Annotated in this window: 10 protein-coding genes; 6 read left to right on the forward strand and 4 right to left on the reverse strand. The window is 29.1% G+C overall.

Translation table 11 applies throughout. The features are described from left to right. Window positions 1-65 precede the first annotated feature (65 nt). The 4 genes from QZV12_RS09880 (at window position 66) to QZV12_RS09895 (ending at window position 3,708) form a co-directional block, all read left to right on the forward strand. Entirely contained in the window at window positions 66-677 is a 612-nt protein-coding gene (locus QZV12_RS09880; protein ID WP_295621065.1) for a hypothetical protein, read from the forward strand. 789 nt (window positions 678-1,466) lie between these two features. Continuing rightward, window positions 1,467-2,282: a hypothetical protein gene (locus QZV12_RS09885; protein ID WP_295621068.1), complete on the forward strand. Its 816-nt coding sequence runs from the start codon at window positions 1,467-1,469 to the stop codon at window positions 2,280-2,282. A 198-nt stretch (window positions 2,283-2,480) separates the two neighbouring features. Next, on the forward strand, window positions 2,481-3,311 hold the full coding sequence (gene fdhD / locus QZV12_RS09890; RefSeq protein ID WP_295621072.1) for a formate dehydrogenase accessory sulfurtransferase FdhD: 831 nt from the start codon (window positions 2,481-2,483) through the stop codon (window positions 3,309-3,311). A 163-nt stretch (window positions 3,312-3,474) separates the two neighbouring features. Next, window positions 3,475-3,708 carry a hypothetical protein gene (locus QZV12_RS09895; protein ID WP_295621075.1) on the forward strand — a complete coding sequence of 78 codons (234 nt, stop codon included), beginning with the start codon at window positions 3,475-3,477 and terminating at the stop codon, window positions 3,706-3,708. 390 nt (window positions 3,709-4,098) lie between these two features. Here QZV12_RS09895 and QZV12_RS09900 read toward each other — a convergent pair whose 3' ends face one another. Both QZV12_RS09900 and QZV12_RS09905 read right to left on the reverse strand, forming a co-directional pair. Next, window positions 4,099-4,266: a hypothetical protein gene (locus QZV12_RS09900; RefSeq protein WP_295621078.1), complete on the reverse strand. Its 168-nt coding sequence runs from the start codon at window positions 4,264-4,266 to the stop codon at window positions 4,099-4,101. A 92-nt stretch (window positions 4,267-4,358) separates the two neighbouring features. Beyond that, complete coding sequence (locus QZV12_RS09905) at window positions 4,359-5,336, reverse strand: transcriptional regulator (protein ID WP_295621093.1); 978 nt, start codon at window positions 5,334-5,336, stop codon at window positions 4,359-4,361. Between the two features lie 322 nt (window positions 5,337-5,658). Between QZV12_RS09905 and QZV12_RS09910 the strand changes: the two genes are divergently transcribed. Next, window positions 5,659-6,918 (forward strand): tRNA(Ile)(2)-agmatinylcytidine synthase, encoded by a 1,260-nt coding sequence (locus QZV12_RS09910; RefSeq protein WP_295621081.1) that lies wholly within the window; start codon window positions 5,659-5,661, stop codon window positions 6,916-6,918. 1,014 nt (window positions 6,919-7,932) lie between these two features. Next, window positions 7,933-9,183, forward strand: a complete 1,251-nt coding sequence (locus tag QZV12_RS09915) for a DUF3100 domain-containing protein (protein ID WP_295621084.1) — start codon at window positions 7,933-7,935, stop codon at window positions 9,181-9,183. Window positions 9,184-10,340: 1,157 nt separating this feature from the next. Here the strand turns inward: QZV12_RS09915 and QZV12_RS09920 are convergent. Further along, a complete protein-coding gene (locus tag QZV12_RS09920) occupies window positions 10,341-12,986 on the reverse strand; it encodes a hypothetical protein (protein ID WP_295621087.1) in 2,646 nt (881 codons plus the stop codon). A 22-nt stretch (window positions 12,987-13,008) separates the two neighbouring features. Further along, window positions 13,009-16,503 (reverse strand): right-handed parallel beta-helix repeat-containing protein, encoded by a 3,495-nt coding sequence (locus QZV12_RS09925; protein ID WP_295621090.1) that lies wholly within the window; start codon window positions 16,501-16,503, stop codon window positions 13,009-13,011. Window positions 16,504-16,797 lie beyond the last annotated feature (294 nt).

Raw genomic sequence — 16,797 nt, forward strand, 5'->3', positions numbered from 1 at the left:
TACACTATTATTTTTTTCTTTTTTTAGCTTTTGGTGGAGAGAATTTATATTTTTGATATGATAATATGATTAAAAGAATTTTATGTTTATGTATTGTATTAATTGCCTTAATGGGCATATCTGTAGTATCTGCATGTGATGTGGATAATTGTACTGTTGAACAAGCTAATTTGGACATTGGTTTGATGGATTCTGTTCAATCCATTGATAATGGTTTTGAAAAAGATTGTAATCACGCTTTAGTGGTTGAAGACAAAATAGTTTCCGAAAGGGGAAGGAAGTCTGACACATATGTGAATTTATCTGAAGATAAGTTCCCTTCTATCAAAAATGATGTAAAATCAAATATAAATGAAATGGATCATAAGGAAAAGGTTAAGATTGCTAAAGCAGTTGCAGAGGCTCTTCGTAGTAATGAAACCAAATTTGCTCCAATAGATAATGTCATAAATTCATCTGACATTGAATTTGTTCCTGAAACAGGAATTGTGAAAAAAACTATAGGTGAAGAATCCATTACTGGAAACAATGGTACTATAGTTTTGAAGGGTGATGATTTCATTAGTGGTGTCATTGTAAAGGATTCACCTAAAAAGGATGATATGTTATCACCTGCCAATCAGCCTATTGCTGCCCTCGTTTCATTCTATTGGACATTTATACTCTGCTTTTTTTAAGAAATGAAGTAAACTTTTCATTTCTTAATTTTTTTCTTTTTTTTAGACTATTTTTTTTAATTTTTTCCTTTTTTTAGACTATTTTTTTGATTAATTCTTTTTTTTAACTTATTTTAAAAAGTCAAGGATAGAATTTATGGCTCAAAGAGATTTATATATGGAAAAATTGAGATGTCTTAAAGATAGGGATATTATACAGGTCATATTTGAAGTTAGGTCTTGAAGCAGCCTAATCTTTCTAGCTCTTTATTGATGAATTATTGGGAAGCAAAATAAATGAATAAACCATCGTTTTAATCAACTTTGACTCTGGAGAATATCAAAATATTTGTCATCAATTTGATTTATATGAACTTGTCTTCGATTTGACTTCAGACATAAATGGCCATATATAGGTATCTTATTCACATTTATATTTTTCGATGAAATACAAAATGTGGAATCTTGGAAAGAAGAATACTGTTTAAAAGAGATTGCTTTGCATCCGAATAATAAATAGACTTATTTTGAAAGAAAAAAATTAAAAAGGTGCTAATTTAATTTCTTAACTCTTTTTTCAAACTTTGCTATTTTTTCTTTTCTATTGATGTGGCTATTTTTCGATAAATATAATAATTAATTTAATTAAAATTTTATTTAGATTTATAATTTATTTAAAAAATTTTAGATTTATGATAATTTAGAATATTTAGATTTATAATTATTCAAAAATTTTAGTTTAAAATTATCTAAAATATTAGATTTATGATTATTTAAAATTTAAAAAAATTTATTAATTCACTTTAGGTTGTGTTTATTATTTTTAATGAAGATTTAGAATTTAAAGGAAAATCAATCCCAAGAGTGGTTTTAGGAAATGCTCCATTTCTTGCAGATGCTTATTTTGGTCATAGGACTCGTTTATACAATTTAGACTTGCTTAGAAATCCAAATAATGTAAGCAAGATCATTGAAAAGTCATATGAATGTGGAGTCAGATCCATAAATTTAGCTAATAAGGAGAATCTTTTAAAGGCATACAAAATAGCCTGTGACAATGGTGTGGAAATGAAGGCAGTTTCTACTATAGGAAAGACAGAAATGGATTATGTCATGCCAAATTATAATCAGGCGAAAATGGAAGCGACATGGAAGGAAGACATTGAAAACTTGGCACAGTTTGACAATTCAATGATGCTTGTTGATGAGTTTCTAATAGACACTTATGATTGGGATTTCATCACTGAAATATTGGATGCAATCAATGATGCAGGAGTTCCATCTGGAATAATCACTTCTTTTCCTTTCAAAACATCTGAAAAATTAATAGATTCACCAATTATTGAAGACAAAAGCTTATTTGACTTTTATATGATTCCTGTAAACAAGCTTGGATATATGATGGATGTTCCTGACTTTAGGGCAGATAAGCAAGAGGAATTAAGTTCACTTCTTGAGAAAATATATAAGAAAGTGATTATAAATAAGATTTTAGCAGTTGGTATACAAAGGCCAGAGGAAGCTTTCGATTTCTTTAATACATTGGATTTTGCAGATATGGTTTCTGTTGGAATCGCATCTGAAAGGGAAGCTGAAGAAAGCTTTGGAGTTTTAAATAAAATTTAATTCAAGTTAATTCAAGTTACTTTAATGTAAATTTATAAATATAACTATTGTTATAAATAATACTGGAATTAATATAATATTGAATTGCATAATAAAAAATTAGATTATTATTCAGATTTTATTTGAATTATGATAATATGGAATTGCATTATAAAAAATTAGATTATTATTCAGATTTTATTGTTTTAAGGTGAGGAAATGGAGTTTATTAAGAAAATTCCTGCGATTAGATGGGAAAATGGAAAATATGAAAAGGTAGAGGAAGAAACAGTTGAAGATGAAAACATCTATTTTTACATTGACTTCCTGCAGCCAAGGAAGTTTTCCACATATCCTGCAGATTTAGAGGATTTTGCAGTGGGATACTGCTTAGGAGACGGATTGGTCAAATCTGTTGATGAGATAGAAAGCATTGAAGTTGATGACAAGAAGGTTATCATAAAGACTACTCATTTGCATACTCCAGAAATAGACCTTGAAAGTGATGATTTGGTTCAGGAAAGGGAAGGTGGAGCTAAACATGCCTGTGCATGCAGACTCCTTGAATATCAAGGAGTAATGTCTGATAGCGCAGGAGGATGGAGAACTGAACTCAAATCCATTGAACCTGTTGAATCTGACTTGGTGGTTGATGCAAGCGAAATAATTGCAAACATGAAAAGGCTTACTGCAAAAGCTGAAATATGGCAGGAAACTGGAAGTGTCCATGTTGCCCAATTGGTTTATGGGGATGAATTCATTACCCGTGAAGATGTAAGTCGTCATGTGGTAGTTGATAAGGTAATTGGTGCAGCTGCTAAGGCTGGATTTGACTTATCAAAATGCTATGTATGTTATAGTGGTAGAATGCCTGCAGATATGCTTATAAAAGTTGTTAGGGTCGGCATTCCTATTTTAGTGTCAAATGCAGCTCCTGCAGGATCCGGTTATGATATTGCAGAAAAGGGAAATATCACTATGGTTGGATTTGTCCGTGGAGATAGATTTAACCTTTATACTGCTACAGAAAGAATCAATTTAGATAAATGATTCTTATATTTTTTTTAAAATTCAATATAACTATTGTTATAATTATTATAATTATTGTTTAATGATTATTTGGTCAATGGATTAATGGATTAATTTATTTAATTAATTCAATTTCCTTAATCAATTCTAATTATTTAATTTATTTAAGTTTAAAAGTGATTACATGTCAAATGAAAATAATGAAAAGAAGGTTTATAATCTTTTAATATCAAAGGGGATAGATTCCTATAATGAATATGATTTCTATATGGAACGTATTAACAGCCAAAAGGATTTCTTATGGAATGAGTACAATACTCAAGATAATGAGTTAACTGAAGAGTTATTTAAGGAAATGGATGTAATTGTATTGTTATATGTCTTTATCATGATAATAAGGATATTTGTGATGATTTAATAAATAAATCAGAAGAATATGGCATTCCTCTTCTTTTTGTTCGTTCTTTTGGTGTAGAATATGTTTTAGAAGAAATAGTGGCTAAGGCTGATGCAGTGGTTGGATGGAATCCTCATTGCATTGTAGATGCAATTCAAACTCTTGTAAAAGGAGATGAAGAGTGGATCAAGCCATGTGACATTGAAGATGAAGATTAAGTTCTTCTCTTATTTTTTTCTTTTTTAATAAAAGTTTTAAGAAAATCAGTTTTTTTCTATATTTTATCTTTTTAAATAATTGTTTAATATTGAGTTTTTTTCTATTTTTTTCTTTTTTAATAAAAGTTTTAAGAAAATCAGTTTTTTTTCTATTTTTTTCTTTTTAAATAAGTGTTTAGAATTGAGATTTTTTCTATTTTTTAAACTTCTCAACATAAATGTTCAGCAGAATCACAATTATTGCAAGTATGCCTAATCCTAAGATGATTGGATTAACAACACCTACATAAAAAGTCAATAAAACTGCTAAAATCAATGCAACAATTAGAATGTTCATTCCTTTATTTTTTGCCAAATCCATATTTTCACTCTTAATCTGTTTATTTATTTTCTTTTTTTTTAAAATAATATGATTTTAAAATCTGATTTCCTTATTAATTAATAATTTTTAAATTAATTGTTTCTCCTTTCCTTGATTATCTTCAAGAACTCTTTGGAATTCTCAAACTCTTTCATTTCCCATGATTTGATAACTGGAATTCCATCAATGGAATCTTTTATCTTATCATCATTCAATACAAAGAATGGGTCTGAAGAGGTTACAAGGGAAAGATCCTTTAGGCTGATGGCCATTTTCTTCAAAGTTCTTGTATTCTGTTCATCCTGAACATTCAAGTTAGCTATCAATGTAGTTCGCTCTTTCTTTTTAGTAGCTATTTCAGCTTTGGCAAGTGCATCAAATGGACTCTTGTTGGTTGAAACTACACCAAATCCTAATTTTGCCAAGTTTTGAGCATTAGTTCCCTGTGTCTGATTAAGATTGCTTGTATCTGCCTTTAATTTAATGTCTTCCTGATAAGGTTCAAAAAGGTCAATGTCAAGAGTGATCTTGGTGTTGAGTATTTCCTCAAGGAGCATTGCAGTTTCAGTATTTGCCCTAACCATTCCATTTTCATACTTGTACATGGTAGCTCTTGAAACATGTGCCAAATCTGCTAAATCCTTTAAAGACAAGTTATACTCTTCTCTGTATTCCTTTAAGACATTTCCATTGATTTGAACATAATATCCTCCACGGTCTGCCAATATCTCAGGATATTCGTCATAAACAATCATGTTCTTTAAGGTTTCAAGGCCAATTGCAGGAAGTCCGTGTCTTTCATAAACAACATCCTCTTCAAGAATATGGTTTTTGGATTTCATTCCTACAATAATGGGGCTAGCTAAGAAGACATTTGATATTTGTCTGATCTCTTCAACATGAGCTTCATTAATGCTGTTAATATTCACGAGGACTTTTAAAAGTAAAATAAGTAATTTTTTACGAGCAACTATATCAAAGCAGCTTTGTTCATAAATGTTTGATGTTTCAAAGCTTTCTTTGTTAAGCAGTTGATAAACTTCTCGTATTAATTGATTCCTATTTGTGATTGCCATAGGATTACCTCGCAATATCGATTTATTGAAAATTTTTATTAATCAGTTTAAATATATTTTAATAATATTATTATCTTTTAAGATAAATATAAAATTGACTATTTGTTTTAAACAATATTTTTTTAATATTTTTCCTTTTAAGATAAATATTAAATTGGCTATTTGTTTTAAACAATATTTTTTTAATTATTTCCTTTTAAGATAAATATAAAATTGATTATTTGTTTTAAACAATATTTTTTTAATTATTTTCATTTTAAGGTAAATATTAAATTGATTATGTTTTAAAGAATATTATATTAATTATTTCTGGTGATTGATTCTTATGGAATGCTTTTATATTGGAATAGATGACACTGACTCTCCAGATGGTATGTGCACAACATTTCTTGCCTCCACAATCTTAAATGAATTTGAGAGAAATGATATTGAAATCATAGCTTATCCTAGGCTTATTCGTTTAAATCCCTTTGCAAGATTCAAAACAAGGGGAAATGGGGGAGTGTCATTTAAATTGGATTTGGATCAAAACATTGATTTAGCAAAGGAGATTGTGTTGAAGTATGTCTCAGAGCTTTCAATGTTTGACTGTGACAATACAAATCCTGGAGTTGTATTTTATCAAGGCCAAATCACTGAAGAAATGATTGATTATGCCTTCAAAGCCATTTATTCAATAATTACAATTGAAGAGGCAGAAGAATTTGCAAATCATATTGGTGCTGAAATTTATAAGTTCAAAAAGGGAAGAGGAATAATAGGTTCAATTGCAGCTATTTCATGTCCTCTTGAAGACTATACCTATGAGCTATTGGCATATAGGCATCCATCAAGATATGGGACATTAAGGAATATTGACTATGATTCTGTAGTTAAGATGGACAAGAAAACATATCCTGAAACCTTTGAAAACATTGACGCCAAGTATTTGGCTATTGAACCTAAGACTCCATGCCCTGTTTTGTATGGTATCAGATCCAACAGTCCTGAAGTTCTATTGAAAGCAAAGGATATTGTCATTCCTAATGAGGAGATTGTGGATTCCTGCATTTTCAAAACAAATCAGCATACTGACATGCACATTCAAAATGCAAATTCAATAAGTGAGCTTAAACAGTATTCCTGCTATAAGATAAAAGGACTTGTGAAGGAAAGTCCTCATATTATTGAAGGTGGACACATGTTTTTCACATTGTATGATGAAACTGGTGAAATTGAAGCTGCTGCATATGAACCAACCAAGGATTTTAGAAAAATTGTTGAGAAATTAAGGGCAGATGATGAAATAGTGCTATATGGTGGCATAGGTGAGCAGAATACATTCAATATAGAAAAGTTCCAGGTCATTAAGCTAAATGAATTTGTTTATAGAAATCCTATTTGTGAGTGCGGAAAGAGAATGACTTCTGCTGGAAAGGGAAAAGGATTTAAGTGTAAAAGCTGTGGCAAAAGAATAGATTCTGATGAAAAGATTGCTGAAAAGGTTGAAAGAACACTTGAAAATGGTAAGTTCTATGAAACTCCAGTTTCAGCAAGACGTCATTTGGCTAAGCCATTGGTTCGAATGGGGTTCTGATCTTTTTTTAAATATTTCCATACCTTCAAATCATCTAAAGATAGATTTAATTGAGAAGTTCAATCAATTTTCAAGAGGCATGAATATTTGCTTTTTTTATTTAAGAATCAAGTTCTTAAGTTGAAAATATTTTTTTATTTTTAGCTAATTTTCTTTTGCAGATGGGATTTTTTATTTTTTGGGGGATCACCAAAAATATATTTTTTTAATTTTTTTGGGTCTGTTGAAAACCTTTTTTAAAATTTTATTTTAAATCTTTTTTAACAGTAACTTTTAAAAATTTTTATATAATCTTATAGAATTTCAACAAAGCCAATCTTTTCTTTATTTTTAAAATAAATGATTTTAAGAATGTTTTTGAAATAATTTTTATAGTTTTGGAGGCACTCGCTTTATGCAAAAAAAAGTTGATTAATTTTTATTAAAGGAATCTATTATTAAATGATACTTTTTATATTTTATTTTAATATTTTTGATTAGAATTAATTGATTTTTCAATCAATCTCATTTTCTGCCTATTATGTTGTTAATCGTATAGTATATTATATATAGTCTATATATTATAGTAATTTACATAATCATGAATGCATTTACATATAAAATAAAAAACTTTAGTTAAAAAATGAAGTTTAATTTTTATCATTTTTTTAATTTTTTTTTAAAATTTTTATATATTTTAATAATTTTTCATTCAAAATTTTAAAAATAGTCCTAAAAAATTTTAATGCATATGCCTTAATTTTACCTAGTTACATAATATTTATCATTATTTATCACTATTAATCATTATTTATCATTTTTTAGGATAAAATAGATTAGTTTATAAGTAATGACATAGTAAGATATTTTTAAGAGGCTGTTTTAATTTAGAAAATTTGTGAAATTTGGAGGGATTTTATTACTAATCAATCGTCGCATACATTTAGGGAAAAGACAGACCGGGCTATTAAAAAGAGGCCTCCATGGAAGGAGTATAATTTACATATTGTTGTATTTATTTTAGTTATTATTTCCATGGCTATTGGAGTTAGAGAGTTTAAAATAACAGAAGATATAAGTGTTCTATTATTGCCTTTGATTTATGCTTTGGTTTTAGGATTAGGTCTTTATTTGGCGAAGCCTATTAAGTTTGTTGGTCCTAAGCAAGCTAAGGTAGCTGAAGGGGCTATGGTTTTATTTATTGGTGTAATTATTGCTAAAATGGCTATTTCAAATGGTCAGGCTATAGCAAGTATTTTTCATGTTGGACCTGCTTTAATATTGCAGCTGTTCGGTGATTTAGGTACTCTTTTAGCATTTCCTGTTGCTTTGCTTTTAGGTTTTAGAAGAGAGGCTATAGGTATGGCAAGTTCCATTTGCCGTGAACCTAACTTGGGAATCATCATTGATCGCTATGGATTCCATTCACCTGAAACTCGTGGGGTTTTAGCTATTTTTGTTATAGGGTCAATTATTGGTACTCCCTATATCAGTTTTTTAGCAAGCATAGCTATTTCCGCCCTTCCAATACATCCATATGCATTTGCAATTGCATCAGGTATAGGAAGTGCAAGTATGAATGCTGCAGCATTGGTTCCATTGACCCATATGTATCCTGCTATGGCTACTAAATTGGAAGCATTTGCCGGATGCAGTAATATCCTTTCATTCTGTTTTGGAATTTATATGTGTATGTTCATTTCCATACCTCTTGCAGAAAGATTGTATAAATGGCTCTCTCCTATTTTAGGAAAAGGTGATGAACAAACAATTGATGAAGAATATGAAATTGAAGGGGTAAAGGATGACAAATATGCTGCTTCAGAGGAAATGAGTTGGGGTAAGCTTAAAAGATGGGCTACATTCCTTATAATCTTTTCATTCATTGTAACTGTTGGAAATTTCATAGGATATCATACACCTTTGGATGAAGTGTTTATTGGAATGTTGATAATTTCATGTATTACAATCATTGGTATGGCCCTTGAAAGGATTATCCCTGGTAATATTCCATCAATCATTTATATAAGCTTGATTGGTATAATTCTATCCATTCCAGGTGTTCCAACTGCTGACATTATAGTTAGGTTTGTTTCTGATATTGAATTGACTACAGTCTGCACTGCCTTTTTGGCTTATGTTGGTATTGCAATTGGAAACGATTGGCAAGAGTTTTTAAAGATCGGTTGGAAAGCAATCATTGTTGCTATAATTGTAATTACTGGAACTTACCTTTGTTCTGCAATCATTGGTCACTTGACTCTAGTTGGAACAGGTATGGTTTAATTAAAGTTTGTATAAGTATGGCTTAATGAAATCATTTTAACAGGTGCGAGTATATAATGCACCTTTCCTTTTTTTTTTTAATGGCTTTGTTTATTTAGTTTCATAAATTTTTTAAAAGTATTTTATTTGTTTTTTATATTTTTTTTATAATTGCTTATTTTTTTATATTTCTTAATTTGAGTGATTTTTTTTATTGTTTCTTGGTTGTCTTTTATTGTTTTCGAGTTTTTGTATTCTTCTTTTTATTTTGTTTATTTTTTTGTAGGATTTGTCGTTGTGGTTTTTGATTATGTGAAATTTGCAGAGTTGTTGTTTTATGCATGTTCATTCTATTTTTGCAGGATATGCTGGATGGTCATTAGTTATTAGTATTTTTTTGGGGAATCCTTCTAATGAGTATTTAGAATGATTTCTATGAATTCTTTGTCAAAATCTTCTTGATAAATTACTTGACCATTAATTATTAGGTTAGTTACAGCATCATTTATTGCTAATAATTTTCGCTTGATCAAAAAAGAGCAAATCTAAACGAAGCACACTTAGGACTACTCAGAAATGCACATAATTTCCAAAAACTAACAGAACAGACATAAAAAATGCAGAAAAAGAACTAAACAATTCAAACTAAACAGAATAGACATAAAAAAATGCAGAAAAAGAACTAAACAATACACTCAATAGCACACATAACATACAAAAAATACACGAAAAACTAAATGCAACATTCATTTAAACAAAAAAACAAACAAAAAAACACAATCCAAACAACAAACACAAAATAAACACGCCCCCGATTAACTAAAATCAAACAACAAACACAAAATAAACACGCCCCCGATTAACTAAAATCAAACAACAAACACAAAATAAACACGCCCCCGATTAACTAAAATCAAACATTAAATAACCTAAAAATTCTAAAAAAGTAACGAAGTGAAATTTCAAGTGTAAAATAACTCCTGAAACTCCACCATTTCCATTCTAAGACTAAAACCTTTTAATAAAAATCCTATCCAAAAATTGAATTATTGGACGAACTCTTAAAAGAAAATTCATTTTATATAATATCTTGCAAATAATGGATATTATTTTAATAAAGAAACAATTGAAAACATCACCACTTATAAGAATCCATTTTAATCACTTTATATTTTTCATTACAAAGGAAATTTCTCACCAGATTTTAATATTCCAGTCGGACCAATAATGTCAAAGTAAAACATATCTTTATATGCACATCGGATTATAAACAACTTATTTTCCTCTCCAAACGTAATTCTAAAATTATATTGTGTTATATGATCTATAATAGAATTTATTTGCTCTTCACTCAGTTTTTCGTCAAATACACAATATATTCCATTTATATTTTCAATTTTTCCTAGTTCCTTATAATAGTTATACATTACTTGTCCATCCTGTCTTATTTTCAAAGTAGATCCTATAAACCCACTATTAAATTTACCTGATTTATAACGTACAATATATTCGATCTTATTTGTGTATCCGCTCAGGTCTCTTCTTATAGATACATAATCTATTTCGTCAAAAAAAGGATCTTCTGGAATATATCCTTTAGCCTTCATTTGTTTAAACACCTTTAATTTTGCATTAGGGCTTGCTGCATTATTGAAAATCTTATATTCTTTTCCTTCAAATATGAATTTATCATCACTATTTGAGGAAGCATATGGAATTTTAAATCCTTCTCTGAGGTTTGATGGAGATGGTTTATAAATAGCAGAAGTTATAGCAGCAGCAATAGTACCAGCTATTACACAGGAGGCAATAACTTCTACAGTAGTAGTAATTCTATTGAACTGTAAATTATATTGATTTGAAGCAATCATGTTTGCAGCAATACTGCCAAAAATTAAACCAGCACCGAGAGCAGTACTTGCACCTACAGCAAGACCTGTACCCATAACAAAACCCGCAACACCAAAAGTACACACAACGGCAGTAGAAGCTACAGCGGCAGTGGCTATAATTGCCAAACCAGCAATAATGGTGGAAACTGCTGTGGAAATGCTTTTTACATAGGTTATGTTGCCTTCAGAACCGGAAATTATCTTATTATTTAATATTACAATTCCTTGATCAACATTTAAAACATCATTGCCTTGGCGATATCCTATATTGTCTTTAAATGTGGTGTTTTCTAAAATTAACATTCCCTGATTGAATACTGCGCCACCATTTTTTGCATAATTGTTAATGAAAGTACAATTATTGCAAATAACTAAACCTGCATTAATTAGGGCAGCACCATCATCTCTTTGGAAGGTGTAATCTTTTTTATTATTCTGGAATAATACATTATTAAAAACACATGATCCGTTTAAATTTTCAATAACTGTATTAAATCCTTCAATTGTTAGATTGGATATGAAGAATGTGCGATTGTTATCATGATTTACGATCCATTTATTTTCATCGCTGCTACTGGATGTTGCATGGATTGTTGCATTGTTTCCATTGATTACAGTAATGTTGAATCCGCTATTTTCCATCCATTGTGCATTGGATGAAAAATAACTATTATTTCCATAATTGACATTTAAAATATAATCAATACTTTCTAAATTACTTATGTTTGTATCATTTCTAACATAATCCATAAAAGATGTGTTTAGAATATAATAATTCACGTCATGACTGCATACTTTATTATATTCGTCTGTATCATTGGTATTTATATTTGCTGTTTTGATAATTTTTAGATTTATTTTATAAAAATTTGACATTAAACTTGAAAAGACATTTTTTAAATCATCGACAGATATGATATAATCCATTTCATATGTTATATTGTATTTTTTAAAGTTTTTTACTATTGATAATTTGTATGTGTGTGTTTCATTGAAATATTGTCCATAATAAATTGTTTCATTATCTAATTGGTTGATGCCAAATAATGATGAATAGATGATGGGAACAATATTAAATTCTTTTTGTGCAAATTGTGAATAATAAGATTTGCATAAATTTTCTGCATCGATATTGAGCTGTGATCCATCTATTAAAAATAAACCAGTGTAATAATTTTTGCTAATGTTGCATGATTTGTGTTTATTGTCTAGAAATACTGATTCATTGAATATTGGGGAAGTGGAATTTATAAATACACAGTTGCAGATATTATTGTTTTCACTGCTAAGATATATTGCACCGCCTGCACCTTGTGCTTTATTATTTTCAAAAGTAACATTGTTTATTGTTCCATTATTTCCCATCCAGGTAACTGCACCGCCATTTACACCAGTATTTTTTGAGAAAATGCAATCAGAGATTATTCCATTATTGCCTGTCCAATAAACGGGGCTCTTATTTGTATACTTGATAGGGTTGGTATTTCCCTCAATATTTACTTTTAGTGTTTTGCCATTTCCCTGACAGTTACAAAAGTTAAGGCCGGTAATTTTAACATTATTGCCAGTAATTTTAAATGATACTGGGTGGTTATTTCCATTTATGTAATGTCCGTTACCGTTAATTGTAATGTTGTCTGATTTAACTGTAATGCATGATGTAATAGCATTTGAGTCATTATCTAAACTGTAATTCTTGTGTATGTTTAAAACATCTCCTGGATTAAGACTTTCAATATTGCTTTTTAATTCATCAAAAGAGCTGGATGTTGCGTTTACTGGCTGATTAGACATGTCCAAGGAAGTGACATTAATATTACTGATTTCTGTATTCATATCAATTGTGTCGTTAACATCACTTGCACAAACGCAAGAACTACGCATTAATATGAACAAGCATAAAGCAACAAATAAATATTTAATACCCAACATAAAAATCCCCACATGCTATTTTTTAATTCTCATATTCAATGTTTACGGTTTTTGATATTGTATAATCTTTATACTTGATTGTAATATTATCATTTCCATATGAAGGAATAAAATCAAAAGACCTGTAATTTTTATCGCTTTTTGTATTTGTTGTTTTTATAGTTTTATTGCATGCAATAACTTCATAGGTAACATTAACCATGTTAAAAACATCTGTAAATAAAGTATTATCAGAATTAACATATACTACTTTAACATTCAAGAAAATATCATCATCTTTTTCATACATGTCAATCAATAAATCCAATTTCATAGGGCTCTTATCTTCATAATGAGTATTAGGTGTAATTGCTCCCCATTTTACCAATTGATTATTAGAAGAGTTAGGGGTGGCATTTATCCAGAAATTACTCATTATATTGTCATAAAGACCACAATTATATACAGAATATCCATCACTTGCACTATTACTTTCAAAAAAATTATTTAATAAAGTCAAATATAAATTTGATGAATCTAAATATATGGCACCGCCCTCATCACCACATTGATTATTAATAAAACAACATTGTGATATGGTAATATTGGCTTTTTTATTGATGTATATGGCACCACCATCACCATTTTGAGCAGTATTGTTAATAAAGGCTGCATTACAAGGATCTACTCCAAATTTATCAGTATATATTGCTCCACCATCAATTTTTGCAATATTGTTTTCAAATAAATTCAATCCTTCTAATATGATGGAGTCTGCATATACTGCACCACCATTATTTTCAGTATAATTATTTTTAAATGTAGAATTTAATATGGTCAATTCCTCTTCAGCACGAATCGCACCACCATAACACTTGCTTGACTTAGCACCTTGTGCTTTATTGTTTTCCAACAAACAGTATCTGACAACTACATTATATTTAGCATATACTGCACCTCCATCAACATTTGCACAATTGCCTGAAAATAGTGTGTTTGTCGCTTCTAAATTAGACTCTGCAAATATTGCGCCACCTTTATCATTATTTGCACTATTATTAATAAAGAATGATTGTGTATTGTTATTTTTTTGATTAATATATATGGAGTTTGCATATATTGCTCCACCATAATCAGCAGCAATATTTTTAATGAATGTGGTATTATTTATCCATACATCGGATTTGGAGCAAATTGCTCCACCGTAACATTGTGCACTTTTAGCTCCTTGTGCTTGATTATTTTTAAATAGACATTTATTACAACATGTTTTTCCTTTAGTGTAAACTGCTCCACCATCTACTTTTGCATTATTTTCTATAAAAAATACATCAGATAATGTAGCAGTATTATCAGCATATATTGCACCGCCATCATTATCCTCTACACTATTTTTGAAAAATGTACTATTTTCACTTATATTAATGTTGTTTGCATATATTGCTCCACCATAATCGGATGCAAAATTGCTGGTAAATGTAGAATTTTTTATATCCACATTTCCTTTAGCAAATATTGCACCTCCACAGCATTGGGGATTATCTGCCCAATGATATATGTATTCATACCAGGACCATTCTCTGCTTTTTACATTATTGCTGTAAAAAATACTATTTTCTACATAGATATTTGCTCCACAGGATATTGCACCGCCATTTTCATCAGCAACATTTAAATCAAATATTGAATCTTTGATAATTATGTCTTTTGTAGAAAATATAGCTCCACCATCAATGTTATTTGCGCTGTTGGAAGAGAATTTAGAGTTTTTAATTGTAAGTATGTTATTTCCTTCATTGTATATTGCTCCACCATAATCGGATGCAAAATTATTAAAAAAGGTACAATTTTCAATAGTGTATTGAGCAGAACCATCTATATGAATAGCACCTCCTTTATCATCACATCCTTTATTTATTGTAATATTTATCAGAGTGATATTTCCACAATTAGAATAAAAAACACTATATTTTCTATTTAAGCAATCAATAGTATGGCCTTGGCCATTTATAGTTAAATTTTTATTGATTTGTATTCTAGAACCACAACCTACATTATAATCTCTTGTTAAATATAAAACAGAATTTTCTGATGCATTATTTATCTCTGCTTGAAGATCATCAAATGTGCCGATGATACTAAAGTATTTTAATGGACTTTCGTCTTTATGTTTAATGTTGGATGTCCATCTTTTCCATTCAACAAGAAAATCTTTAGAGAAATCTGGTGAATCTGTTTCCCAATAATTATTTTTAATGGTAGCATATGTTCCTTTATTAAAAACAACTTGTCCTTCATCATCAGCATGATTATCAATAATAGTATTGTTTTTTAAGGTTAGATCAGAACTAGGACTGTCTAAATATATTGCACCTCCTTCATCACCAGCCCAATTACTTTTAAAAGTACAATTAGAAAATGTTATATGATTTTCATTGTTTATATAAATCGCTCCACCATCATCTTTTGCACCTTCACCTGCTTTATTTTTGATGAATGTTGTGGATATCACATCTTTATTGAATTTATTGACCCATATTGCTCCACCTTGGTTGTCATATGCAATATTGCTGTCAAAAATACAATTAGGGTTTAATGTTAATGTATTTGCATAGATTGCTCCACCATAATCCTCAGCATAATTATCCTCGAATGTGGAATTTTCAATAGTCAAATCCCCTTTACAGCATATAGCTCCACCTTCACATTGATATGCTTTGGCTCCATTAGCTTTATTGGATTTAAATAAACAATTGGTTATATTTGCATCATTACAGCAAAAAATAGCTCCTCCATCTTCATTGGCATGGTTGGAGTTGAATATGGAATTTTTAATATATACATTACCTTTGGAGTATATTGCTCCACCATCAATAACATCAGCTTCATTATTATTAAAACTACAATTTATAATTGTTAGTTTATTCCCACCATTGAATATTGCTCCGCCATTGTGTTTTGCCCAGTTATTATTAAAAGTACAATTTATAATTGTGTATTGAGCAGAATCACCGATAAGAATAGCACCACCATTATAATTCTTATCCTTGTAATCATTTATTATTTTAAGATTCATTAGAGTAATCTTTCCACAACTAGAATAAAAACCAAATCCAATAGTATGGCCTTGACCATCTATAGTTAAATCTTTATTAAATTGTATTTTAGAGTCATGAGCTCCAGTATAATCTCTTGTTAAATTTAAAACAGAACCTTCTGATGCTTTATTTATCTCTGATTGAAAATCATCAAAAGTACCTTCCGCAGTTAGATTATCTGCATTTTGATTTTCTAAACTTTCATTTTCCTCATCAATTATATGATTTTTCACTATTTCAGCAGTTAAATTATCTGCATTTTGATTTTCTAAAGTTTCATTTTCCTCATCAATTATATGATTTTTCACTATATCAATATTATTATTAATATTATTATTAATATTATTATCATTATTATTTAAATCTGCTATATTATCAGTGGCATTGATGTCTTGTGCACAAACACTAGAAACACAGAATAATAAAGCAGAAAAAACCATTATAAATAATATTATATGTTTTAAATTAATTATCTTCTTCATTTTAATATAAACTCCATCACAAATTATATTATAATAACTTTTTAGAGGTTTTGAATCATGAAGCCAAAAATTGCATCCATTAAACAAATTATATTATAATAACTTTTTAGAGGGGAGATTCATAAAATCAAATTAATTATAATTTTTTTATAATTAAATTTATGTTCATCTCCAAAAAATTAAATAAAAAAAATTTATGCTTTCATATTTTTATTTAATGGATATATAATGTTTATTGAATGCAAGTACATG

The organism is uncultured Methanobrevibacter sp. (genome assembly GCF_902769175.1).
GTDB lineage: Archaea > Methanobacteriota > Methanobacteria > Methanobacteriales > Methanobacteriaceae > Methanobrevibacter.